The sequence below is a fragment of the Bacteroides clarus YIT 12056 genome, from assembly GCF_900129655.1.
Lineage (GTDB): Bacteria > Bacteroidota > Bacteroidia > Bacteroidales > Bacteroidaceae > Bacteroides > Bacteroides clarus.
In genome coordinates this window covers 139129-164693 of sequence record NZ_FQWK01000003.1, presented here as the reverse complement: position 1 = coordinate 164693, position 25565 = coordinate 139129, and the positions used below count along the sequence as shown (strand labels likewise).

Annotated in this window: 23 protein-coding genes; 17 read left to right on the top strand and 6 right to left on the bottom strand. The window is 41.3% G+C overall.

Annotated features, from left to right (window positions below):
- The first annotated feature begins 17 nt into the window (after nt 1-17).
- From recN to BUB52_RS05305, 4 genes are all read left to right on the top strand, one after another.
- A complete protein-coding gene (recN, locus tag BUB52_RS05320) occupies nt 18-1679 on the top strand; it encodes a DNA repair protein RecN (protein ID WP_009121653.1) in 1662 nt (553 codons plus the stop codon).
- A gap of 95 nt (nt 1680-1774) precedes the next feature.
- Nucleotides 1775-2515, top strand: a complete 741-nt coding sequence (gene rlmB / locus BUB52_RS05315; RefSeq protein ID WP_009121654.1) for a 23S rRNA (guanosine(2251)-2'-O)-methyltransferase RlmB — start codon at nt 1775-1777, stop codon at nt 2513-2515.
- A 2-nt stretch (nt 2516-2517) separates the two neighbouring features.
- Nucleotides 2518-4221, top strand: coding sequence for a tetratricopeptide repeat protein (locus BUB52_RS05310; protein WP_009121655.1), 1704 nt, complete (start codon nt 2518-2520; stop codon nt 4219-4221).
- Nucleotides 4222-4466: 245 nt separating this feature from the next.
- Nucleotides 4467-4841: a RidA family protein gene (locus BUB52_RS05305; RefSeq protein ID WP_009121656.1), complete on the top strand. Its 375-nt coding sequence runs from the start codon at nt 4467-4469 to the stop codon at nt 4839-4841.
- Here BUB52_RS05305 and BUB52_RS05300 read toward each other — a convergent pair.
- Nucleotides 4809-6062, bottom strand: coding sequence for a bifunctional folylpolyglutamate synthase/dihydrofolate synthase (locus BUB52_RS05300; protein WP_039950645.1), 1254 nt, complete (start codon nt 6060-6062; stop codon nt 4809-4811). The two genes, BUB52_RS05305 and BUB52_RS05300, sit on opposite strands and share 33 nt — an antisense overlap.
- Nucleotides 6063-6213: 151 nt before the next feature.
- Here BUB52_RS05300 and BUB52_RS05295 point away from each other — a divergent pair, with 151 nt between their 5' ends.
- Together BUB52_RS05295 and BUB52_RS05290 are read left to right on the top strand one after the other, a co-directional pair.
- Nucleotides 6214-7539: a PhoH family protein gene (locus BUB52_RS05295; protein ID WP_009121658.1), complete on the top strand. Its 1326-nt coding sequence runs from the start codon at nt 6214-6216 to the stop codon at nt 7537-7539.
- 78 nt (nt 7540-7617) lie between these two features.
- On the top strand, nt 7618-9522 hold the full coding sequence (locus BUB52_RS05290) for a polysaccharide biosynthesis protein (RefSeq protein ID WP_009121659.1): 1905 nt from the start codon (nt 7618-7620) through the stop codon (nt 9520-9522).
- Between the two features lie 96 nt (nt 9523-9618).
- Here BUB52_RS05290 and BUB52_RS05285 read toward each other — a convergent pair whose 3' ends face one another.
- From BUB52_RS05285 to BUB52_RS05275, 3 genes are all read right to left on the bottom strand, one after another.
- Nucleotides 9619-10596, bottom strand: a complete 978-nt coding sequence (locus tag BUB52_RS05285; protein ID WP_009121660.1) for a dihydroorotate dehydrogenase-like protein — start codon at nt 10594-10596, stop codon at nt 9619-9621.
- Between the two features lie 18 nt (nt 10597-10614).
- A complete protein-coding gene (locus BUB52_RS05280) occupies nt 10615-11283 on the bottom strand; it encodes a YggS family pyridoxal phosphate-dependent enzyme (RefSeq protein WP_039950647.1) in 669 nt (222 codons plus the stop codon).
- 78 nt (nt 11284-11361) lie between these two features.
- Nucleotides 11362-11826 (bottom strand): DUF4494 domain-containing protein, encoded by a 465-nt coding sequence (locus BUB52_RS05275; RefSeq protein WP_004289989.1) that lies wholly within the window; start codon nt 11824-11826, stop codon nt 11362-11364.
- 381 nt (nt 11827-12207) lie between these two features.
- On the opposite strand from BUB52_RS05275, the gene BUB52_RS05270 reads away from it, so the two are divergent.
- The 10 genes from BUB52_RS05270 to BUB52_RS05225 all read left to right on the top strand — a co-directional run bounded on the left by BUB52_RS05270 (nt 12208) and on the right by BUB52_RS05225 (nt 23495).
- The gene (locus tag BUB52_RS05270; protein ID WP_009121663.1) at nt 12208-12723 is read left to right on the top strand and encodes a UpxY family transcription antiterminator; all 516 of its coding nucleotides are present in this window, start codon (nt 12208-12210) and stop codon (nt 12721-12723) included.
- A gap of 248 nt (nt 12724-12971) precedes the next feature.
- Nucleotides 12972-14510, top strand: coding sequence for a lipopolysaccharide biosynthesis protein (locus tag BUB52_RS05265; protein WP_009121664.1), 1539 nt, complete (start codon nt 12972-12974; stop codon nt 14508-14510).
- A gap of 31 nt (nt 14511-14541) precedes the next feature.
- On the top strand, nt 14542-16032 hold the full coding sequence (locus BUB52_RS05260; protein ID WP_009121665.1) for an O-antigen polysaccharide polymerase Wzy family protein: 1491 nt from the start codon (nt 14542-14544) through the stop codon (nt 16030-16032).
- The gene (locus BUB52_RS05255) at nt 16029-17021 is read left to right on the top strand and encodes a glycosyltransferase family 2 protein (RefSeq protein WP_009121666.1); all 993 of its coding nucleotides are present in this window, start codon (nt 16029-16031) and stop codon (nt 17019-17021) included. The genes BUB52_RS05260 and BUB52_RS05255 overlap by 4 nt, the downstream gene beginning before the upstream one ends.
- Complete coding sequence (locus BUB52_RS05250) at nt 17018-18391, top strand: bifunctional cytidylyltransferase/SDR family oxidoreductase (protein ID WP_009121667.1); 1374 nt, start codon at nt 17018-17020, stop codon at nt 18389-18391. The genes BUB52_RS05255 and BUB52_RS05250 overlap by 4 nt, the downstream gene beginning before the upstream one ends.
- A 380-nt stretch (nt 18392-18771) precedes the next feature.
- Nucleotides 18772-19659, top strand: coding sequence for a LicD family protein (locus BUB52_RS05245; protein ID WP_009121668.1), 888 nt, complete (start codon nt 18772-18774; stop codon nt 19657-19659).
- Between the two features lie 28 nt (nt 19660-19687).
- Nucleotides 19688-20701: a glycosyltransferase family 2 protein gene (locus tag BUB52_RS05240; RefSeq protein WP_009121669.1), complete on the top strand. Its 1014-nt coding sequence runs from the start codon at nt 19688-19690 to the stop codon at nt 20699-20701.
- 156 nt (nt 20702-20857) lie between these two features.
- A complete protein-coding gene (locus BUB52_RS05235) occupies nt 20858-22087 on the top strand; it encodes a DegT/DnrJ/EryC1/StrS family aminotransferase (protein ID WP_009121671.1) in 1230 nt (409 codons plus the stop codon).
- Nucleotides 22088-22102: 15 nt separating this feature from the next.
- A complete protein-coding gene (locus BUB52_RS05230; protein ID WP_009121672.1) occupies nt 22103-22690 on the top strand; it encodes a sugar transferase in 588 nt (195 codons plus the stop codon).
- A gap of 208 nt (nt 22691-22898) precedes the next feature.
- Nucleotides 22899-23495 (top strand): master DNA invertase Mpi family serine-type recombinase, encoded by a 597-nt coding sequence (locus tag BUB52_RS05225; RefSeq protein WP_009121674.1) that lies wholly within the window; start codon nt 22899-22901, stop codon nt 23493-23495.
- Between the two features lie 130 nt (nt 23496-23625).
- Here BUB52_RS05225 and BUB52_RS05220 read toward each other — a convergent pair whose 3' ends face one another.
- Entirely contained in the window at nt 23626-24201 is a 576-nt protein-coding gene (locus tag BUB52_RS05220) for an HdeD family acid-resistance protein (RefSeq protein ID WP_009121675.1), read from the bottom strand.
- A 126-nt stretch (nt 24202-24327) separates the two neighbouring features.
- Here BUB52_RS05220 and tpx point away from each other — a divergent pair, with 126 nt between their 5' ends.
- Nucleotides 24328-24831 carry a thiol peroxidase gene (tpx, locus tag BUB52_RS05215; RefSeq protein ID WP_009121676.1) on the top strand — a complete coding sequence of 168 codons (504 nt, stop codon included), beginning with the start codon at nt 24328-24330 and terminating at the stop codon, nt 24829-24831.
- Nucleotides 24832-24902: 71 nt separating this feature from the next.
- On the opposite strand, the gene BUB52_RS05210 is transcribed toward tpx, so the two are convergent.
- A complete protein-coding gene (locus BUB52_RS05210) occupies nt 24903-25547 on the bottom strand; it encodes a DedA family protein (protein ID WP_009121677.1) in 645 nt (214 codons plus the stop codon).
- Nucleotides 25548-25565: the final 18 nt, after the last annotated feature.

Genomic DNA, 25565 nt, shown 5'->3' with positions numbered 1-25565 from the left:
ATTCTCAATTTTATAAAATGTTGCGTTCTCTATACATACAGAATTATGCGCTTATCGAGAAACTTGATATAGACTTCGGTAGCGGTTTCTCGGTGATTACCGGTGAGACAGGCGCCGGAAAGTCCATTATACTGGGAGCTATCGGCCTGTTGCTGGGGCAGCGCGCCGATGTGAAGTCTATCAGGCGAGGCGCCGCGAAATGTGTGATTGAAGCCCGTTTTGAGATTGCGGGCTACGGCATGCAGCCTTTCTTTGAGGAAAACGAACTGGAATACGAAGATGAGTGCATTCTGCGCCGTGAGGTCTATGCTTCGGGCAAGAGCCGCGCATTCATCAATGATACGCCGGCTTCATTGGTACAGATGAAAGAGCTTGGTGAGCAATTGATTGACGTGCACTCGCAGCATCAGAACTTATTGCTGAACAAAGAGGGTTTCCAGCTGAATGTGCTGGATATATTGGCGCATGATGAAGAAGAACTGGCCGCCTATCAGTCCCTTCATCGGGAATGGAAGCAGGCGCAGCGGGATTTAGAGAACCTTATCGCCCTTGCCGGACAGAATAAGGCTGATGAAGACTATATCCGTTTTCAGTTGGAGCAGTTGGAAGACGCTCACCTGACTGCCGGAGAGCAGGAAGAGCTGGAGCGGGAAGCCGATACGCTGAGCCATGCGGAAGAGATAAAAGCCGGACTGTTCCGTGCCGGTCAGGTGATGAACTCCGATGAAGGCGGTCTGCTCTCCGCGTTGAAAGAGTGTTTGAACACAATGTCGGGGCTGCAGAAAGTATATCCTTCGGCCGGGGAACTTGCCGAGCGTCTGGAAAGCAGCTATATCGAATTGAAAGATATTTCCCAGGAGATTTCAGGAAAGGAAGAAGAGGTTGAATTTAATCCCGCCCGGCTGGAAGAAGTGAACGACCGTTTGAACCTGATTTATACTCTCCAGCAGAAACATCGAGTCTCTACGGTGGACGAACTGCTGGCTTTGGCGGACGATTATGCAGCGAAACTCTCCAACATCACTTCATCGGATGAACAGATTGAAGAACTGAAGTCCCGTAGCGAAGCCTTATATAATAAGGTGAAAAAGCAGGCTGCGGTACTGACCGAATTGCGTACTGCCGCAGCCCGCGAGGTCGAGAAACAAATGGCAGCCCGTTTGATACCGTTAGGAATGCCTAATGTTCGTTTCCGGGTAGAGATAGGTACACGTAAGGAGCCGGGTGCGCATGGCGCGGATACGGTGGGCTTCCTTTTCTCCGCCAATAAGAACGGGGCGTTGCAGAATATATCTTCGGTAGCTTCGGGCGGTGAGATTGCCCGTGTTATGCTGTCTGTCAAGGCGATGATAGCCGGAGCGGTGAAGCTGCCCACTATCGTATTCGATGAAATAGATACCGGAGTTTCCGGTGAGATAGCCGACCGTATGGCGGACATTATGCAGGAAATGGGGGATAGCGACCGCCAGGTTATCAGCATTACCCACCTGCCGCAGATTGCCGCCCGCGGACGTGCCCATTATAAGGTGTATAAGCAGGATAATGAGACGGAAACCAACAGCCATATCCGCCGCCTGACGGACGAAGAACGGGTAGAGGAGATAGCGCATATGTTGAGCGGCGCCACCTTGACGGAAGCTGCGCTGAACAATGCAAAGGCGTTGTTGGGCATCGTCTGACGGGTGCCGTAATTCTGCGCTTGTAAAGTAGAGGTTTATAGCCGTAGCGTAAAGCTCCGGCAGACTGAAGTAAGACAAAAAACAATTAAGATATAATGACAGATAAAAGTGAAATGATTTTCGGCGTTCGCGCCGTAATAGAAGCTATTCAGGCAGGTAAGGACATAGACAAGATATTGGTGAAGAAAGATATTCAGAGCGACTTGTCCAAAGAGTTGTTTGCCGCTTTGAAGGGAACTTTGATTCCCGTGCAACGTGTGCCGGTGGAACGTATCAACCGTTTTACACGCAAGAACCATCAGGGTGTGATAGCGTTTGTTTCCGCCGTGACCTACCAGAAAACGGAAGACCTTGTGCCGTTTCTGTTTGAAGAGGGAAAGAACCCGTTGTTTGTCATGCTGGACGGCATAACGGATGTGCGTAATTTCGGAGCGATAGCCCGTACTTGCGAGTGCGCGGCGGTAGATGCCGTTATTATCCCCGCCAAGAACAGCGTGACGGTGAATGCCGATGCGGTGAAGACTTCGGCGGGAGCGTTGCATACCTTGCCCGTATGCCGTGAGCAGAACTTGAAAGATACCTTGCAGTACCTTAAAAACAGCGGCTTCCATATTGTGGCTGCCACGGAAAAAGGTGATTACGACTACACAAAAGCCGATTATACCGGCCCTATGTGTATCATCATGGGCGCTGAGGATAAAGGCGTCTCTTACGACAACCTTGCATTATGCGACGAATGGGTAAAGATTCCGATGCTGGGTACGATTGAATCTCTTAACGTATCTGTTGCGGCGGGTATTCTGATTTATGAAGCTGTGAAACAAAGAACCAACTAAATATGAAAAAGAAGATTTTCCTGCTTTTCACTCTGTGCCTTCTGGCTCAGTGGAGTGTAGCGCAAGCCCCCAAATGGGTGGAGAAAGCTAAACGTGCCGTGTTCTCGGTGGTCACTTATGGCGAGAATGACAAGATTCTGAATACCGGAAACGGGTTCTTCGTAACGGAAGACGGCGTTGCCTTGTCCGATTACTCTCTGTTCAAGGGAGCGCAACGGGCGGTAGTGATGAACTCGGAAGGCGTACAGATGCCGGTAGTTTCTATTTTGGGCGCAAATGATATGTACGATGTCATTAAGTTTCGTGTAGGCATATCAACCAAGAAAGTTCCTGCATTGAACCCGGCAACCACGGCTCCGGCAGTGGGCGCCAATGTATATATCCTGCCTTATTCCACGCAAAAAGACCGTTCTTATACCGCCGGACAAGTGAAAGCGGCGGATAAGTTCTCCGAAAAGTATTATTACTATACGCTCAACCTGCGTCTGAAAGATAAGATGGTGAGTTGTCCCGTAATGACCGAGGAAGGACAGGTCTTTGCCCTTGCGCAGAAATCATCCGGCGCCGACACCGCAACAATCTGTTATGCGGTAGATGCTAAGTTTGCCATAGACCAGAATGTTTCGGCGTTCTCTTTCAGCGATATGACTTTAAAGAATATCGGCATCAAGAAGGCATTGCCCGATACGGAAGAACAGGCGTTGGTGTTCCTCTTCATGGCTTCTTCACAGGTTACCCCGGAGAAGTACGCCGAACTGCTGGATGACTTCGTCGCCGAATATCCGAATAGCGCGGACGGTTATTTGCGTCGTGCTACCAACCGGTTGTATCAGTCAAAAGATGACGCCTCGATGGATAAGGTAGCGGCCGATATGGATAAGGCCCTGAGCGTAACTCAGAAGAAGGACGATGTATATTACAATCGTGCCAAGCTGATATACAATTATATGTTGGGCAATCCGGAGAAACCTTACAAGGACTGGTCGTACGACAAGGCTGCGGATGAAATAAGAAAGGCGATTGCCGTTCAGGAACTTCCGGTGTACGTACAGACCGAAGGAGATATTTTGTTTGCGAAACAAGATTATCCGGCTGCTTTGGCTTGCTATGAAAAGGTGAATCAGTCCAATCTGGCGTCGGCGGCCACTTTCTTCAGCGCAGCCAAGACCAAAGAACTGATGAAAGCGCCTGCGGAAGAAGTAGTAGCGCTTATGGATAGTTGTATGGCACGCTTCAGCGAGCCGTATACGGAAGAAGCCGCCCCTTATCTGTTGGAACGTGCCCAAGCCCGTATGAATGCGAATCAGGCGCGCGCCGCGATGCTCGACTATGATGCGTATTACAAGACGGTAAACGGCAAGGTGAATGATGTATTCTATTACTATCGTGAGCAGGCCGCCTTGAAAGCCAAGCAGTTCCAGCGTGCGCTGAATGATATGGAAAAGGCTATCGAATTAAGTCCGAAAGATTTGACTTACCGTGCGGAACTTGCCGTTGTCAATATTCGTGTGGGACGTAATGAGGAAGCGCTGAAGGTGCTGCAGGCCGCTTTGGAAATCGACCCTAAATATGCGGAAGCCTATCGTCTGATGGGAATCGCGCAGTTGCAGATGAAGAAAAATCAGGAAGCGTGCCAAAGTTTTGCCAAAGCGAAAGAATTGGGAGACCCGAATGTGGATGAACTGATTAAAAAGCATTGCAAATAAGTGATATACTAACGATAAAGGCTCTGCTTTCACAAGCAGAGCCTTTGTTTGGGAAACTTCCCCATGCTAAAATAAAAGTTAAGTCTAGGTATTAACAGGTTATGAGTGAAATTTCTTTCGTATATTCGTATAGTAAATGCACGGCTTTTAGGAATACTGCATGGACTTATTGATTTTTTTTGAGAATATTGTAAAGAAAGATACGATATACTTGATAATGAACAGATAAAAAGAATAAGAAAATTATGAAGAAAGTAATTTGCAGCCAAAAGGCTCCGGGCGCAATAGGCCCATACAGTCAAGCTATTGAAGCGAACGGAATGGTGTTTGTATCAGGTCAGTTACCCATTGACGCTGCTACCGGAGTGATGGCAGAGGGCGCAGAGGCTCAGGCACGCCAATCGCTGGAGAATGTAAAGCACATTTTGGAAGAAGCAGGATTGAGCATGGCGAATATTGTAAAGACTACCGTTTTTCTGGCGGATATGTCTTTGTTTGCCGATATGAATAAGGTGTACGCCACTTACTTTGACGGAGATTTCCCCGCCCGTTCGGCAGTTGCCGTAAAGGCGCTTCCGAAAGACGCTTTAGTGGAGATCGAGTGCATCGCGGTTCGCTAACAAGTCCGCTACAATAAAGCTGCTGCCACCTACGAAGATAAAGTCTTCCGGGTAGCTTTTTTCTTGCGCTGCGGTCACAGCGGCAGGGACATCCGGATAGCAGCTTCCCCGCAGACCGGCTTGTGCGGCGAGCGCGCGCAGCTCTTCTTCGGGCAGGGCGCGCTTTACGCAGGCCTTGGTGAAATAGTAGGCGGCGTCTTTGGGAAGCAGGGCGAGTACGCCGCTGATATCCTTGTCATTTACCATACCTATTACAATATGCAGCTGGCGGTAGGTCTGCTGCTTCAATTGTTCTACAATGTAGCTGATGCCGCCTACGTTGTGTCCGGTGTCGCATATCAGGGTGGGGGCGTCCTGCAGCTTTTGCCAGCGTCCCATTAATCCCGTTAGTTCGCAGACATGGGCGAAACCGCTGCGTATGCTTTGTTCGTCTATCCGGTAGCCGGCTTCTTGAAGCAGCGGTAAGGCGGTGAGAATGGTACGCGTGTTCTTTATCTGATAGAGCCCTTGCAATTCTGTTTTCATCCCGGGATAATCTTGTATCATCGTATCTTCCGCGAATATGACCGGAGCTTTTTCTTCTTCCGCTTTTTGCAGGAACACAGGTTTGGTTTCGGGAGTGGTTTCTCCGATGACGACGGGGATGCCTGCTTTGATGATGCCTGCCTTTTCTCCGGCTATCTTTGCCAGTGTGTCGCCTAAAAACTGGGTGTGGTCGAAACTTATGTTGGTGATAAGGCACAAATCCGGATGAATGATGTTTGTGCAGTCCAGCCTGCCGCCCAGCCCGACTTCAATGACGGCTGCATCCACTTTTTCATCGGCAAAATAACGGAAGGCCATGGCGGTGGTCAGCTCGAAGAAAGAAGGGTGCAGAGGCTCGAAAAAGTCACGCTCTTTTTCTACGAAACGTACTACATACTCTTCCGGTATAGGCTGTCCGTTTATACGGATACGTTCGCGGAAGTCTACCAAGTGGGGGGAAGTGTAAAGTCCCACACGATACCCGGCTTCCTGCAATATGGCGGCCAGCGTGTGCGAACAGGAGCCTTTGCCGTTGGTTCCCGCCACATGGATGGTGCGGAACGAGCGGTGGGGATGTCCGAAATGTTCGTCCAGTATACGTGTGTTTTCCAGCCCTTCTTTGTATGCCGAGCCACCCACTTGCTGGAACATGGGTACGCTGTTATATAAGTAAGTTAAAGTGTTCTGATAGTCCATCTTTTATAAAAATTAACGGGAAAGCAATCCTTTCTCCCTATTAAAGTGTTATCTTTAGGAACGGCAAAGATAAGGCAATTTTATTTAAGTGCGTATGCTTGCTTTATTTTATATGTCGGTATGAGGTATAAACAATTTAAATCTAAAGAGTATGGGAGCTAAGAAAAACTTTGTGATTGATACCAATGTTATCCTTCACGATTATAACTGTTTGAAGAACTTTCAAGAGAACGACATTTATCTTCCCATTGTAGTGCTTGAAGAACTCGATAAATTCAAGAAAGGCAACGAGCAGATAAATTTCAATGCCCGTGAGTTTGTCCGGGAACTCGACTTGATTACCGACGATAACCTCTTTACCAAAGGCGCTCCGCTGGGAGAGGGGCTGGGACGTTTGTTCGTAGTGGCCGGCTCGGTAGATTCGTCCCGCGTGCGTGATTCTTTCCCTGAACGCATTCCCGATCATCAGATATTGTCCGTCGTAGACTGGCTGACGGAGAAAAAGCCGAAAATGAAATCCATTCTTGTCACCAAAGACGTCAACCTTCGTATGAAAGCGCGCTCCATCGGACTACTGTGCGAGGATTATATCAATGACAAGGTAATCAATGTGGATATATTTGAAAAATCGAATGAAGTGTTCGAGGGGATCGACCCTACTTTGATAGACCGTATCTATTCATCCAAAGAGGGGCTGGATATCAGTGAGTTCGACTTTAAGGATGTCATCCATCCCAATGAATGCTTTGTACTGAAAAGCGACCGTAGCAGTGTGCTTGCCCGCTATAATCCTTTTACGCATTCTGTCTGCCGTGTAAACAAGACGAAGAATTACGGTATAGAACCGCGCAACGCCGAGCAGAGTTTTGCTTTTGAAGTGCTGAACGATCCGAATATCAAGTTGGTAGCCCTTACGGGTAAGGCCGGAACCGGTAAGACGCTGTTGGCGCTGGCTGCCGCTTTGGGCAAGCTGACGGATTATAAGCAAATCCTGTTGGCGCGTCCTATCGTCGCCTTATCCAATAAAGACCTTGGTTTCCTGCCGGGTGACGCCAATGAAAAGGTCGCTCCGTATATGCAGCCTTTGTTTGATAATTTGAACGTAATCAAGCATCAGTTTGCATCTAATTCGAGCGAAGTGAAAAGGTTGGAAGATATGCAGAAAAGCGACCAACTGGTTATTGAAGCCCTGGCCTTTATCCGTGGACGCAGCTTGAGCGAGACTTATTGTATCATTGACGAGGCGCAGAACCTTACTCCTCACGAAATCAAAACCATCATAACACGTGCCGGAGAGGGGACGAAGATGGTATTCACGGGTGACATCCAACAGATTGACCAGCCGTATCTGGACAGCCAGTCCAACGGACTTGTCTATATGATAGACCGCATGAGAGATCAGAACCTGTTTGCCCATATCAATTTAGTGAAAGGAGAGCGTAGCCAGCTGAGCGAGTTAGCAAGTAACTTGATGTAACATTTTATCATTTTCTTCTTCGCTTTGATAAAAATTAGTGTATCTTTGCGGTGCCTAAAACAAAAACTGTCAAACGTGATGAAGCGAAACTTTTTTCATCGGTACCTTTCAGCAAAGGTATTGCCGATATGGACTGTTCTATTGATTGATGTGCTTATTATTGTCGTATCCAGTCTGTTGGCTTATGCGCTGCGATATGATTTCCGGAGTCTGTTCTCGGAATCTTCGTCCATAGACATAACGATTGTGTGGACGGTAATCGTCAATGTGATATTCTTTAGAGTGTTTCGTACGTACTCTAACGTGCTTCGCTTTTCATCGTTTGTAGATATAATGCGCATATTCGTATCGCTGACGGTTTCCTACGCATTGTTGCTGATAACGAGTGTGCTGGCAAAAAGTTGCATGGACATTAATGTAGCGCCTGCTACGGTATTGTTCATGTCTTATATCATCAGTTTTGCCATGATGGCGTGTTCCCGTATTGTTGTAAAGATATTCTTCGAAGCGTTGAACTTTGACGGTTCGCACAGCGCCAATGTGTTTATTTACGGAGCCAAAGAGGCCGGAGTGAATATTGCAAAAGCGCTGCGCGTTAATTTGCGTAACCATTACCGTTTGCGCGGTTTCATTGCCGATGAGCCGGAACTTATTAATAAGGTGATGATGGGGGTAAAGGTATATCCCAACGACAACGCCCTGATTGATAATCTGGACGACCGTGACGTGCATACCATTATCGTTTCTCCCGCCAAGATGGAAGCGCTCAAGCGCTCCGACATGGCAGACCGTTTATTGGCGCACAACATCAAACTGATGACGGCTCCGCCGCTGAGTGAATGGAATGGGCAGTTCCTGGACCGTACCCAACTGAAAGAAATCCAGATTGAGGACTTGTTGCAGCGCAATCCGATTGAGATTGATATTCATAAGGTTGCTTCCCATCTGGAAGGCAAGCGGGTGATGATTACCGGTGCCGCCGGTTCTATCGGTAGTGAAATCATGCGTCAGGTGGCTTCTTTCAATCCTTATAAACTGATTCTTGTAGACCAGGCGGAAACTCCGTTGCATGATATTCGTTTGGAACTACAGGACCGTTGGCGGGATATTGATGCCGAAACCATCATCGCCGATATTTCCAATGCAACTCGCATGGAAGAAATATTCAGGCAGTATAAGCCGCAGTATATTTTTCATGCGGCGGCGTACAAGCACGTACCGATGATGGAAGATAATGTATCCGAATCTATTCAGGTAAATGTTTACGGTACATGTACTGTCGCTGATTTGGCGGTGAAATACGGTGCGGAGAAGTTTGTGATGATTTCTACGGACAAGGCGGTGAATCCTACCAATGTAATGGGATGTTCCAAACGTATCTGTGAGATTTACGTTCAGTCGCTGGCGAAGAAATTACAGGCGGAAGGCGGACGTTTCACGCAGTTTATCACTACCCGTTTCGGCAATGTTTTGGGGTCGAACGGTTCGGTCATTCCCCGTTTTCGTGATCAGATACAGCGTGGCGGGCCTGTAACGGTGACTCATCCGGAAATTATACGTTACTTTATGACCATTCCGGAAGCTTGCCGTTTGGTACTCGAAGCCGGTAGTATGGGGCATGGAGGAGAGATTTATATCTTCGATATGGGTAAACCGGTGCGGATTGTAGACCTTGCTAAGCGTATGATCAGTCTTTCCGGACGTACTGATGTCAAGATAGAATTTACAGGGTTACGTCATGGCGAGAAGTTGTATGAGGAACTGCTTAATGTCCGGGAGCTGACAAAACCGACCTATCACGAAAAGATTATGATTGCTACTGTACGCGAGTATGATTATGATGAAGTGCGGGAACGTATTCAGAAGTTGATTGAGGTCAGCTATACTTATGACCAGATGAAGATTGTGGCGGCCATGAAAGATATTGTTCCTGAGTTTGTCAGCAAGAATTCCTGCTTTGAGGTTCTGGATAAGAAAGAGTAGGAGCCGGTGAAGTCTGAAACAGACAATGATTATGATATAAAAGAACGGATGATGCGTTTATCATAAACGCATCATCCGTTTTAGTATGTATCACACTTACTTGCGTGAGGAGAAATATTTCAGGAATTGGGTACGTTCGAATGTATTTACGCCATTCAAGTCGCTTACATTCAGCATGCCTTTGAACTGGTTGATATTCTCCATTCCTTTACGGTCCATCCATAAATTCAGGAAACGAACATATTCGTCAATGATGGCATAGGAATTCTGATACAGCACACTGCATATCTCTACCGCCGAAGCACCTGCCAGAATAGCTTTTACTACTCCTTCAGGAGCGTGTATACCGCCGGATGCTGCATAGTCCAGCTTACCGACTGCTGCAGAAGCGATACCTATCCAACGTAAAGATTTAGATAAATCGGCATCTGTGCTGAATACGCTTCCGGCGCTTTGAGCCATCTTTTCAATATCGATATCCGGCTGGTAGAAGCGGTTGAACATGACTACCGCCGCCGCACCGTTAGCATAAAGCTGGTCGATGAGAGCAATAGGGTTGGTAAGATTGTCTCCCAATTTCATGATGACAGGAATATTGACCGTTTTCTTGATGTGGCTCAAGATATCGATATGGCGCTGTTCAAAGGAACCGTAAGCATATTGCATATCAGTTTGCAAAGCAAGGATATTAATTTCCAAAGCATCTGCTCCGGCTTCTTCTATTTTCTTGGCAAACTCAATCCAGTCTGCATCCTGATAACAGTTGATACTGGCGATGATAGGAATATCGCAGACTTTCTTGCTCTCTTTGATTAAATTCAAATATTCACCCAATTTGTGTTCGCGTATATATCCCACCAGGTAATCGCTTCCTTCCGGATACATATTGGGATCTCCAAGCCAGTCGGCTTCCATCATGATTTGCTCCTCGAAAAGTGACTTGAGTACAATAGCTCCTGCCCCGGCTTCATAAAGCTTCTGGTTCTTAGCAGCGCTGTCGGTAAGTCCGGAACTGCTGATAATGATCGGGTTTCTAAGTTTTAACCCTGCAAAAGTAGTTTCTAATGTTGCCATGATAATAGTTATTAGTGATTAATATATTCTTTCTCCAAATATTTTACTTCCTACACGTACCAAAGTGCTACCGGCGGCAATTGCCTCGTGATAATCGTGTGACATCCCCATAGACAGCTCCCGAAACCACTCTGCATTGGAAAACCATGTGGCCTTAACTTCTTGGAAGAAGCTATTTAATGAACAAAACTCAGCTTTGATTTGTTCGACATTATCGGTATTTGTCGCCATGCCCATCAGTCCGCATATCCGGATGTTCTTAAGCTCTTTCCACTCATCGCCCGTAAGCATTTCCCGACATTCGTCGAAACTGAAACCAAATTTAGTTTCTTCTTGTGCAATGTGCAGTTGGAGCAGACAGTTTACCATTCGTCCTGCCTTGGCTGCTTGCTTGTTGATTTCGGTGAGAAGTTTGTAGGAGTCAACTCCGTGAATCAATGCTACATAAGGTACGATATATTTGATTTTATTTGTTTGCAGATGTCCGATGAAATGCCATTCTATGTCTTTGGGCAGGCTTTCATATTTGGCTGTCATTTCTTGCACCTTACTTTCTCCGAACACACGTTGCCCTGCGTTATAGGCTTCTTCTATGGCTTCGTTAGGGTGAAATTTGGAAACAGCTACCAGTCGCACCCCTTCAGGCAGTTCGCTCAGTACTTGTTTTATATTTTCTGCAATCATCAGTTCTCTTGTTTTATGATTTATAAGCTATAAGTCATGAGTACCCAATAATAACTCATAACTTATAACTCATAACTTAAATTACACTTCCGGCTTATCATTCGGTTCTGCACTGTACGGATATACATCCATGATGGCGGTTTCTGCTACCGATGCAATTTGATAGTCGGCCATTGTACCTTTCATACCCTCATCCAGTTTCTTTACTGCGTCGCGCAGGTCGGCGGCTTGTACCAGTACCTGAGTAGATGTTTTCTTCTCCGCACCGCTTTTTTCATCCAATGTGATGAAAACCAGTTTGCATTTGAACCAACGGTCGGCAGCATCTTCTTCGCAAGGGAAGAGTTCACTGTAATTCGCCCGTTTAATATCCGATACGGTAAACTCACCGGAAATAAACGGCGTCATCTCTTCAATGATGCGCGCTTCCGCTTCCGTAAAGCTGAGTGCGTCTACCAGATAAGGTTCGGTAACTTTCTTGTTCATTCCGTTTTCCATTGTTTTCTCGTAACGGATTTTGCACTCAAACCATGTATGCATTGCCATAATTTTCTGATTTTTAGTTAGTGTTTTTAATTAATAAATTAATTGCTTTCTTCTTTCTGTCATTTTGCGACTTATTGAAGAATCTCTTTCCCGTTTATATTGGAAAGGGTGTACAAAGATAAACGAAAAAGAGGAAAAATGTTCGATGTATGTGAAAGAAGATTATGTTAATGCAAAACTTTTTATCTATTAAATATTTTGTAGTTCCATACGGAGTGTTTATCTTTGCCCTTGCAAAACGAGCTAATCGTGGACGAAAATTCTATTCTTGAGATGAGAAATGTAGTGGATGCTACATTCGGCGGAGCCATAAAAGAAACTCTGCTATAATGAAATCATAAAACGCTTATTACTAAACTATTAATAATTTATTATTAGCATTTGTTAACTACGTCGGATCATAAGCATTGGCATGCTGTTTATGTTCGTCACAATACCGAATTTAAGGTAGAAACGTGGCTACGTGAGCAAGGAGTAGAAGTCTATTTGCCTGTGCAGGATGTATTTCTGGAATATGCCGGAAAGCGTGTGAAAGTGACAAAGCCGGTAATTACAGGTATGGTGTTTGTCTGCCTTTCTCGTTCCGAACTCTCTGTGGTAGAACAAGCACCCAACGTTCATCATTTCTTTAGTAAACGTGGCACTAATGCCCCTCTTGTCATTCCCGACCAACAAATGGCAGACTTCCGCTTCATGGTCGACCTCTCCGATACTTCTATTTTAATGGTTAATGAGCCGATTACTCCGGGAACTATGGTTACTGTGGCAAAAGGAAGTATGCAGGGGGTACGAGGCGAAATGGTGAAATATGAAAGTAAATATTACATAGCTGTAAGATTGCAGGAGTTGGGATGTGCGTTGGTTAGTGTGCCGGTGAGCTATGTACGGCGTGGATAGTATCTACCTTCTCATTTATCTAAAGAGAATCAGTCTCTGCTTTCCCAATGTTAAAATGTAAAATAAGTAATATACATCCTATTGATAAGGAGTTAATTTCTAGTAGTTATGATATTAACTTTATAGATGATAGGAAGTTAACTTAGTCAATATGTTAAAGTTAACTTGGTATGATGTTATAAATTAATATGTTTATAGCATAAATAGATAAGTTCTATTTGTTTTCTCTTTTAACTAATTTTTGATAAGTGTCTGAAGTTTCTCGAACTGCCAAAAGTTTAAAAAACGCCAAGATAGGCCTTGTTTTTTATTTTATTAATTTGATCTTACAATTCTTTTCCCGTAAAGTTTTTTTAGAGTGTTTGGGAGCGGAACTTTTAGGATTAAGTACCACAGCACAGAACCTGATAGGTTTCTTGAATTTGGCAGAATTGGGGATAGGTGGAGCTATTGCTTTTACGCTCTACAAGCCTCTTTATGAGAAAAATGTCCAGGTTGTGAATGAAGTCGTTTCCGTACAAGGATGGCTTTATCGCCGGGTAGCCTATTGCGTGATTATCGGTGCATGCATATTAATGTGTTTTTTTCCGTTAATCTTTGAAAAGGCAAACGTTCCTTTGTGGTATACTTATGGCTCTTTTATCGTTTTATTGATAAGCGCATTACTCGGCTATTTTATTAATTACCGCCAAATAGTTCTTACTGCCGACCAAAAAGAGTATATGATAACTTGGAACTTACAAGGTGGCAGAGCCGTAAAAGTTTTTTTGCAGATACTTGCTATTTATTATTTGGATAATGGATATGTCTATTGGATGATTTTAGAATTGGTCGTATCGGTCGCTATGGCTGTTGCATTGGATAAATTGTTGAAGCGGACATATCCTTGGCTGAAATCAATACCTTCAAAAGGCGGAAAACTCCGGAAAAAATATCCGGAAATCATTCAGAAAACGAAACAGGTCTTTTTTCATCAAATAGCTGGTGTCGTATTAACTCAAACAAGTCCCTTAATAATTTATGCTTATGCTTCATTAACTTTGGTAGCTATTTATGGCAACTATATGCTTATTATTTTGGGAGTAATTTCTCTTATGAATTCTTTATTTAACGGGATCAATGCCTCTGTTGGCAATTTGGTGGCTGAGGGAGATATGGAGCGTATTAAATCGGTCTTTTGGGAATTTACGTCTATAAAAATGTGGTTTGCTTCAATTATATGTTTCGGAATTTATACATTGGGACATTCTTTTATCACTCTTTGGGTTGGTAAGGAATTTATATTGGAAGAAACTGCATTTCAATTTTTAGTGATAATTGCTTTTATAAATCTTACACGGACAAGTCAAGTCTTTTTGTCTGCTTTCGGGCTATTTCAAGATATTTGGGCTCCGCTGACAGAAGCCATACTCAATTTAGGACTCTCAATCCTTTTGGGGTATTATTACGGGTTAACAGGTATTTTATTTGGTGTTTTAATAAGCCTTCTGTTGATGGTTTGCTGTTGGAAACCTGTTTTCTTATTTAAAAAAGGATTTAAAACAAGTCTCAATGAATATATTTGGCGTTATGCCAAATATGTGATATTAATTCTAATATCTTGGTTAGCCATTTCTCTTTTTTTAGATTTGTCTTCTTTAGATATAATAACTTCATATAGAACGTTCTGTTGGATTGCTTTTAAATATCTTTCCATCTATGTTATATTAAGTTTAGTATTATTTGCCTGTTTTGATAAATCTTTTCGATTGTCTATGGCAAGAATGAAATTGTTATTCGGTAAATAGGTAATCAAATTTACAGTGTATTTTTGTTAAGATGAGTTCGGGAAACAGTAAGAGATATAGAATAAAAATATCTTTACTCTTTTATTTGATATTGATTTTTGTACAGTTTGTAATTTGGATACAGTGTCCCGATGAAGATATTATTTCATTTTTGAAATATTATGCGTGTGCTATATATATTGTAGGAATTATAATACCGTTATTACTTGGGATAAATATTGTCCACCCATATATTCTTTATCTTTTAGCTTTTGGTGTTTTTATGATGTCACGAGTTTTCTTAGATACCTTTGGGGTGGAGAATGCTTTTTTTGATGTGGCAACATGGGCTAACGACTGGTCTTTTTTTTCGCAACCGATACAGTTTGAAATGTTGAATGCTTTAATCTTCTTTTTATTATTTGCTTCTTTAGGAGCTTTATCTGTATTTTATCTTTCTAGCGGATTGTATGAAAATAGAAGTATAAAGGAAGCAACTCCTATCATGTTGGCAGTACGACGTTTAGGTTTTGCTCTTTTTATAGCTTTTACTATACCTTATTTGATATATTTATACCAAGCTGTAAAATATGTTATGGAGAATGGGTATTTGGCTGTATATCTGAACGAGTCTGCCACTTCTGTTACTAATCCTTTCTTGAGAATAAGCGATGATTTTTGTATAGCTGGTTTGTTTTTATATTTAAGCACATTCCCATCCGGAAAGAAATATAAGTTTGCAATAATCTTTTATATATTTACTTTACTAATAATGTTGGGAACGGGGGGAAGAACTGCCACGTTTACGCAAATATTTGCATTTATTGTATATTTGGGGTTACGAGGTTTGCGGATAGATAAGAGGCGTATTATATATTTTAGTCTAACTGTTTGTGGATTGATATATACTGCTCAAATTGTAAATGATTTTCGTGATAAAGGATTTGAGGGATTGGTTAGTGATAGTGAAAGCGATATTCCTATTGCACAACTTGTGCAGACTTTTTTTTGGCAGCAAGGTACTTCCATACAGACTATTGGACGTACCATAGAGCACGCAGATGATGTTACAAACGGATGGCTTTATTTCTATGGACCTATTACAGACAATCTAAGAAAAAATCCAGTTGCGGAGAGTCTTAATTTTGGAATTCCTCAAGGACAAGTTGCAGAAACTGTAAAAAAAAGCTATTCGTGGAGTGATAAACTTTCTTACATAGTAGCCCCAAAATACTATTTGTTAGGGCATGGTATGGGAAGTAGTGCAATTGCAGAATCTTACATCTTTGGTGGTATGTTTGGGGTGATGTTTGTGGGTTATATGCTTGTTTTTTGTGTAATATTTTTTGTGGAAAAATATAAAAAAACATATACGGGGGTATTTCTTTTATTCTTTATGTTACCGGCATTTTTTATTTCTCCTCGTTCTGCTCCAATGAATATAGTACCAGTCTTGTTTAGACCTTTATTTATGCTATTTTTTATACAATTATTATTTTATTTAAAACAACGATATATTCTTTTTTCCATGAATAAATTATGAAAATATCAATAATTATTCCCGTCTATAATGTTGAAAACTATTTGGCTGAGTGTTTAAATAGTGTTGTAAATCAGACTTATCGCGATATTGAAATTATTATAGTGAATGATGGTTCTACGGATAATTCATTCTCTATAATTCAGCAGTATCAGTTACACGATGAACGAATTAAGATTATTAATCAGGAAAATCAAGGTTTAAGTGCGGCAAGGAATGCAGGAATGAAAGTCGCTTCAGGAGATTATCTTTGGTTTATAGATAGTGATGATTATGTAGCAATTAATGCTTGTGAAGAATTTGTAAAACATTTATGTACGGGTTGTGATTTGGTTGTCTTTAACCGTTGTTTGTTTGACGATCAAGAAAAAGAAATTGTAACTTTCAATGATGTAAATAAAATATATAATAGTGGGAGAGCATATTTACTCAATGCTGTAAAATATCGAGATTTCGCAGCTCCTGTATGTTTTAAAATATTTAGGCGAAATTTAATCCAGACGTTGCAGCTACGATTTACTAAAGATATAGTTTATGAAGATTTGCTCTTTTCTTTTGAGTATTTGTATAATTCTAATAAGGTTATTGTACTGGATGATAATCTTTATTTTTATCGGCATCATAGAAATGGGAATATAACATCTACGATAAAAGATAAAGATAGAGACGTTTTATATACAGTTGGAGCGATAGATAGATATTTGTTACAACGAGGTGATCGTAATGATTTATATGATATAATGTTATTTACATGGGTTTATAATAGTATAATAATAAAATATATATGTATAGCACCCTTTTCTTGTAAAGCTCATCGTATAATTAGGGATATTTTAGAGGACTCTGTTTTCCATAAATATGTATCTAATATCTTAACAATAAATAATATGCCGTTCAGATACAAATGCTCTGCATGGCTATCATTAAATTGTTATCCATTATTTGTACTTTTTATATATAGCTATTTTAAACTCACAAGAATCTTTAAATGAAAAATATTGCAATAATATTAGCTGGCGGAACGGGGCAAAGATTGGGGGATTCTATACCTAAACAGTTCCTGAAAGTTGCCGGAAAAAAAGTTATAGAACACACATTGGATGTGTTTCAGAATCATCCGCAAATTAACGAGATTGCGGTTGTCTCCAATCCGGCTTTTGTAAATGATGTAGAGAATATTGTAATAAAGAATAGTTATACTAAATTGAAGAGAATACTTCAAGGCGGTAAAGAACGTTATCACTCCAGTTTAGCGGCTATTAATGCCTACGATAGTAATGAAGAGCTTAATCTTATTTTTCATGATGCCGTGCGTCCTTTAGTGAATGACCGGATCATATCGGATTGCATACGGGCTTTGGAAGAATATAATGCAGTAGATGTAGCTATCAAAACTACCGATACCATTATCGAAGTAAATGAAAAAGAGTATATAACCGGTATTCCTGCCCGTGAGGACTTGCGTAACGGACAAACCCCGCAAGCTTTTAAATTATCCACTATTAAGAAAGCATATGAATTGGCCTTACAAGACGCTGATTTTAAGACAACGGATGACTGCGGTGTAGTGTATAAATATCTGCCGGATGAACCCGTATATGTCGTAAAGGGTGAGCAGTTTAATATGAAACTTACTTATAAAGAAGATTTATTCCTTTTGGATAAGTTGTTTCAATTGAAATCAATAGCCCAACAGAACGAAACGATAACTCCTAAAGCACAATCGGGGTTGGCAAACTCTGTAATCGTGGTTTTTGGTGGCAGTTATGGCATAGGACTTGACATCGTGAATATTTGCACCTGTTATGGAGCGCATACATATTCTTTCAGCCGCTCGGAAAATGGTGTTGACATTTCAAATAAGTTGTTGGTAGCAAAAGCTCTGAAAGAGGTGTACGAAAAGGAAGGGCGGATAGATGCCGTAGTAAATACTGCCGGAATACTTGATAAAGAACCTTTGGTGAATATGTCCTATGAGGATGTTTATAAAAGCATTAATATTAACTACTTAGGTGCTGTTATTGTAGCTAAGGAGTCTTATCCGTATTTACAGGACAGTAAAGGAGAATTATTGCTGTTCACTTCCAGTTCTTATACACGGGGACGTTCGTTGTATAGTCTGTATTCGTCTTCCAAAGCTGCGATTGTCAACTTTGTGCAGGCATTAAGTGAAGAATGGTACGATTGTGGGGTACGTGTAAATTGTATTAATCCGGAGCGGACAAAGACACCTATGAGAACAAGAAACTTTGGTATGGAACCTGATGACAGTCTGCTGAAGTCCAATGTTGTGGCTGCTGTTTCGGTTAATAGTCTGTTTTCTTCAATGACGGGTGAAGTAATTGATGTAAGGAAAAAGTGATATGTGTCTTTGGAGTGAATTAATTTTTTATTGGTGCGGTGAAAGAAAAAATGTTATTGGATTGCATCTACACGACGAGAAGCCCGATATGTGAGGAGCTTTTTTACCAGCCTGTTATTGATATTTTTAAAATATGCAGATTATCAGTTTGTTAGATGCTTAATGATTTCTATGCTACAGAAACGTGAAAATAACATTTAACAGTCAGCATCGTGAAAGTTAACTCTTACGGTGCAAAAAGTTAAACGTTTTGGCGGTAATAGTTAAATCTTTTTTATGATACTTCTGACGGCTGCCCGAAAGATGGGTGAGAGATCCTCTGCATATGTCGTTTTTTAGAAAATAACTGTTTATTTATTGTGAAATCGGATAGTGAATTAATGAATGAACTCTCTCATAGGGTTAATTATTTGAGGGAACTTTCTTCGGATGAATCGGCTTCATTGAAGTCAGCATTAATAGGTATATACAAAGATGTTGCAACCCTATGCAATAAGTATAACTTGACTTATATGTTGAGTGGCGGTAGTTGTTTGGGGGCAGTCCGTCATAAGGGGTTTATTCCGTGGGATGATGATTTGGATATAATGATGCCTCGTAAAGATTATGAAACGCTTATTCTTCTATGTAAAAGAGGAGAGTTGGGAGATAAGTATGAGATTAACTATCCAAATCCAAGTACCGACAGTAAAAATGTGTTTCTTAAGATTTATAGAAAAAATTCTATTAATCAAGAATTGTTTAATGAGAATACACCTTTTCCTAAAGGAATATATTTAGATGTATTTGCTTTGGATGGAGTTCCTGCCAATAAACTTTTCCGTTTTGTTAAGGGATGTATCGCCAATCTGTTGCAATATATTTCTATCATGGTATTAATGGCGCAATACCCGAGTAAGTCTTTTAAAAAATTTGTGTCTTTGGATGTTCAGTTGAAAAGAAGATATAAACTAAAATTGTTTTTAGGTAAGATATTTGGTGTGATAAGTCATAAGACATGGGTGTATTGTTTTGATAAATTTGTTGCGAATGACAATATGAATAATTTGGTAGGTATACCTACCGGTAGAAAATATTATAATGGTGAGATTTTTGAGGCTTCTGTTTTTTTTCCGCCACAAAAGGTAAAATTTGAGGATTTAGATGTTTTTATTCCGGCTGATTATGACAAGTATCTTACTAATCTTTATAAAGATTATATGCAACTCCCGCCTCTTGAAAAACGTGAACGACATTTTATAATGAAGTTTGAACTTCCAAATGATTAAAAAAATCTATTTTAATACATAATAATATATGATTTTAACTTTCGGTATAGTAGCATATAATGCATGTCGGTATTTACCGAGTTTATTGTCGGACCTTAAGAAACAGGATTATCCGCATTCTTTAATACAAGTAATATTAGTAGATAGTATGTCTACTGATAATACAAAATCCATTATGCTGCATTTTGCTGATGAAGAAAAAGATTTTAAGCAGATTGTAGTTCTTGATAATCCTAATAGAATATTGGCTGCGGGTTGGAATGTTTTATTGAAGCACGTAGCTGGGGATGCAATATTGAGAATCGATGCTCATGCTTCTATTCCAAAGGATTTTATTAAGAAAAATGTTCAATATTTACAAAAAGGATATGATATTTGTGGGGGTAAAGTTTTAAGTTTACAAATAGAACAGGGAATGTGGCAACAGACCTTGTTAGCTGCCGAGAACTCTATGTTTGGGGGGAGTTTTGCGGCATTTCGTCGTAGTGACAAAGTGCGTGAGGTATCAACATTGGCATTTGCTATTTATCGGAAGAAAGTATTTGAGTCCGTAGGTTTTTATAACGAAAAGTTAGTAAGAACAGAAGATAATGAGATGCATTATAGAATGCGTACGGCAGGATATAAATTTTATTTTAATCCTAATATTATTTCTTATCGTTTCTCTAGAAACTCTTTGTATAAGTTGATTAAACAGAAATTTCTTAATGGCTATTGGATTGGACTAACTATGGGGATTTGTCCTGCTTGTTTCTCTCTATTTCATTTTGTACCTTTTTTATTTATTATTTCAATTATTTTTTGTACAATTCTGTATCTCTGTGGCTTCAAAGTTTTCTTTATAGTATTGATATTGAGCTATCTTATAGTTGCCATATTGATGGCATTAGCGACATATTTAAGAAATAGGATAACTTGTCGTTTCGCAGTATTGTTACCACTGATTTTCTTGCTCTTACATATATCTTATGGTATTGGAACTTTAGTTGGATTGATAAAGATGCCGTTTTGGATTTGTTACTCTTCGCAGGAGGATGAATAAAATGTTAGATTTTGATTATCAATCGTTCAATTTCAAAAATACACATATCTGTGATGAAGTAAAAATGAATTTACTTTATCATATCCTTTATTATACTGTACTTTCCGCTTCAGGAAATATCTTATAATGCATCTGACAATATAAATTATATTAATCATGAAAATACCATTTTCTCCCCCTTACATTGATGACACTGTCATCAATGAAGTGGTTGATTCCTTACGCTCCGGTTGGATAACCACCGGACCTAAAGTAAAAGCGTTGGAAGAAGAAATAAAGTCTTTTTCCGGTGCAAAAGAAGTGCTTTGTGTAAATTCCTGGACTTCGGGAGCCATTATGATGCTTCGTTGGCTGGGAGTGAAAGCCGGGGATGAAGTTATCGTTCCGGCTTATACATATAGCGCTACGGCGTTGGCGGTGCTGCATGCAGGCGCTAAACCCGTTATGGTGGACTCCGGTGCGGATTTCAATATTTCGGTAGATGCCATTCGTAGAGCCGTTACTCCGCGAACGAAAGCTATTATCCCTGTAGATATTGCAGGTTTTCCGTGTGATTACGATTGTATCATGAAGCTAGTAAACACATCTGAAATACAGAAAATGTTCAAAGCGGAAAGTCCGGTACAAGAAAAGTTGGGGCGTATCCTTGTAATGAATGATGCGGCCCATTCACTGGGAGCGCAATACAGTAAGAATCAGCGTACCGGTTGTGAAACGGATGTTGCCATTTTCTCTCTTCACGCAGTAAAGAACGTGACAACAGCCGAAGGCGGTGCCATTTGTTTGAATCTGCCCATGTCCTTTGACAATGCCGGGTTGTACAAAGAACTTCGTATGATGAGTTTGAACTGCCAGACTAAAGACGCTTTCTCCAAATCTAAAGCGGGTGGTTGGCGTTATGACATTGTTGGCTTAGGGATGAAAATTAATATGGCGGATGTAAATGCTGCCATCGGTCTTGCACAGATACGGGAATACCCTAAACTGCTCGAAGAGAGAAAAAGAGTATTCAATACTTACACCCAAGCTTTTGAAAACTGTAATTGGGCTATTGTGCCCCCTTCGATAGAGGGCGATAAAGAAAGTTCCTACCACATCTACGCCCTACGTATCAAGGATTTTACAGAAGAACAGCGCGATCGGATGATTGATGAAATAGCCAAAAGTGAAGTGGCTGTAAATGTTCACTTTATCCCGATGCCAATGTTATCATTCTTCAATTCTTTGGGGTATGATATAAAGGATTATCCTCAAGCTTACGAGAACTTTAAGGGAGAAATATCTTTGCCTATATATCCGCAATTGGATGAAGAAAAGTTGGCTTTTATTATTGATACCGTAAAAGCGGCATATCGCAAGGTGGCAGGTGATAAAGCTGTAGAGTGATACCATTGTAAGTCTATGATTCGTTTCTTCGATATTTTCTTCTCCTTTCTGGGCATACTTCTATTATCTCCGGTCTTTCTTCTTCTTTATATATCCATTTGTTTGGAAAGTAGAGGCGGTGGATTTTACCGTCAATTGCGTGTAGGGCGTTATGGTAAGGACTTCTATGTTTATAAGTTCCGTTCGATGCGTGTAGGAGCCGATAAACAGGGATTGATTACTGTAGGTGGACGTGATCCGAGAATAACCCGTATCGGTTATTTTATACGGAAGTATAAATTGGATGAGTTGCCCCAATTATTTAATGTTCTGAAAGGAGATATGAGTTTGGTAGGGCCGCGTCCTGAAGTACGCAAATATGTTGACCTCTATACAGAGGAACAGCGTAAAGTTCTGTCTGTACGACCGGGCATAACAGATTACGCCTCGATAGAATATGTTGATGAAAATACGATATTGGGGCAAGCGGATGATGCGGATAAGGCCTATGTGGAATTGATTATGCCTGATAAAATCAGGTATAATATGAAGTATATCAATAATCGTTCTCTGAAAGAATACTTCAAAATCATCTTTTTGACATTTTGGAGTATCGTACGTTGATAGAAATCGTTTATGAGGAAGGAGTACATCCTACATATTATTGGAATTTGAAAGAGAACTTCCGGTTGCCGAATACAGCCGGGAGTTTTTTTACCCTATCCTTCATTTTTGGAATCCTTTTGTAAAGGATATGCGTGGAGGCGTTGGCATTTTTATTGGAATAGCCGTTCTTTGGTGACGTTAAACCAATAAAAAAACAACAAAATTTATGGCAGTAGTAGCTTATTTAAGAGTAAGTACAGAAAGACAATTTTTGGAAAACCAACGAGAGGAGATTATACGTTTCGCAGAGAGAAACGGTATGAGTATTGACAAGTGGTACACAGAGACTGTTAGCGGCAGCGTCAGTAGTAAAGAGCGTAAATTATCGGGAGTGCTGGACAGGATGCGTCCCGGCGATTCTTTAATTGTAACGGAGATATCACGGCTAAGCCGCACATTACTTGAGATTATGACTATTCTTAATTCGTGCATCAAAAAAGGAGTTATATTGTATAGTACTAAAGAAGGATACGTCTTTCAGAACGATATCAACAGTAAGGTTCTGGGATTTGCATTCGGCTTAATGGCTGAAATAGAACGTAATCTGATTTCGATGCGTACCAAAGAAGCATTGGCCCGTAGAAAGCAGGAAGGAAAGCGGTTAGGGCGCCAAAAGGGGTATATGCCCAAGATGAGAATACTTGCGGAGAATAAAAGGGAATTATTTAAAGAACAGGCGAACGGAACATCCTGTTCTGAACTCGCCCGACGAATGGGAGTGTCCAGAACAACCATGTTCCGTTTTCTGCATCATAAAAGATAAGCCGGAGACCTCCAACCGGAATGTGTTATGATTCACTGCGGATTATACCGATTATTACAGACTGACTTAAAGCTGTTGAGGCTTGCTCAGGGATATCTCATCTGTACAAATCAGTGTAATCTGCGGCGAATTATGCGCTCTGAGAACTCCGTTTGTGCAGATTCTTTAGCTCGAAGGACAGCATGATACGGAAGAATCCTATAATAAGGAATGCAAACGAAATCATATAAACTGCATAGATAGCTCCGACCGCCGGCTGCCACAGAATAATAAGCGAGCATATAACGGCGAGGATGCCCAATGCGATGTACCAACCCCAGTCTTTCGTTCCATACCTTTTTAAGTCCATGGCGTAACCTACCGATGAGAATCCCCGGAACATCAACCAGAAGGCGATAATAAACGGAATAACTTCCATACTTAACAGAGGATAGGCTATCAGATAGAATCCTAAAATCATATCAATGATACCTCCCGCCAGATACCAGCCCCAACTGGACACTCTTCGACGGTTACTTACCGCAAAGGAGATTTCCAGCAAACCGCTGACCAGCATGGAAACACTGAATAAAATACTTAATGCCGCATATCCGTCAAGAGGGGAGAACATTAAACTCAAAGCTACCACAACATACAGGATTCCGAGAATAAGTGAAATCCACCAGTTCTTCACTTCCTGTTTCAGTTCATCAAAAATTGTTTTCATGTGAATCTTAATTTAAAAATGATTATTATAAGTTCGTTGGGAAAGTAACAATCTACGGATTGAAAAGTTTCCATTGAACATTTTCTGTATTCGGTTTGTTACTATATCATATAAATTGATAAAACTATGGCTACAACAAAATTTAAAGGACAACCGGTGAAAGTAATCGGTGAGTTTATAAAAGTGGGGACAGTTGCCCCTGATTTCGAATTGGTAAAAACGGATTTGTCTTCTTTCTCATTGAAAGAACTGAATGGCAAGAATGTAATTCTTAATATTTTCCCGAGTTTGGATACCGGTGTATGTGCTACTTCCGTACGTAAATTCAATAAATTGGCCGCCGGGTTGCCGGATACGGTGGTACTGGCTATTTCCAAAGACCTGCCTTTTGCACATGCTCGTTTCTGTACAACGGAAGGCATAGAGAATGTTATTCCCTTGTCCGATTTCCGTTTCTCGGATTTTGATGAAAACTATGGCGTGCGTATGGCAGACGGTCCGTTGAGCGGTTTGCTGGCTCGTGCGGTAATTGTTGTCGGTAAGGATGGAAAGATTGCCTATACAGAGTTGGTTCCGGAAATTACGCAGGAGCCGGATTATGATAAAGCGATTGAGACAGTTAAGAAATAAGCCTTTTAGACTTAGCTATATAATGAAAAACGGTGGATGAAGACTATCTTTATCCACCGTTTTTCCATTTATTATTTTTTCTGTTTCGCTCCTTTGTAAATCAGGAAACCTACAATCAATACCGTAACTGCTATAATGACGTAACCGATTTCATGACTATACTTCGTGGCCAGTATATAGACATCATTCGTAGTTTTAATGTCCGTGAACCGGTATATGAAATAACCGAGCAGAGCCAGTATCGCATTCCATATTCCGGCACCGAGCGTCGTGTAAAGCAGGAATGGCCCTAACTTCATGCCTGCCAGTCCGGCCGGAATACTGATAAGCTGCCGTACCGCGGGGATGAGGCGTCCGAAGAATGTGGATGCAGCGCCATGTTTTCTGAAATACTCTTCGGCATGGTGTACTTTCTCTTCATCAATCAGGCACATGTGTCCCAAACGGCTGTTGGCAAATTTATAGACGATAGGGCGACCCAGCCAACGTGCAAGATAATAATTTATGAGTGCGCCGAGATCTGCGCCGATGGTTGCGAAAAGAACAACAAGGAAGATGTTCATACTATCATCGGTCATTGCTTTCCACGCGGCCGGTGGTACGATGACTTCCGAAGGGAACGGGATAAATGAACTTTCAATGGTCATAAAGATTGTGACCACCCAATAATTCAAATTCTCTAATACCCATTTAATGAGCTCTGCTGATGATTCCATATTCTATACTTGTGATTA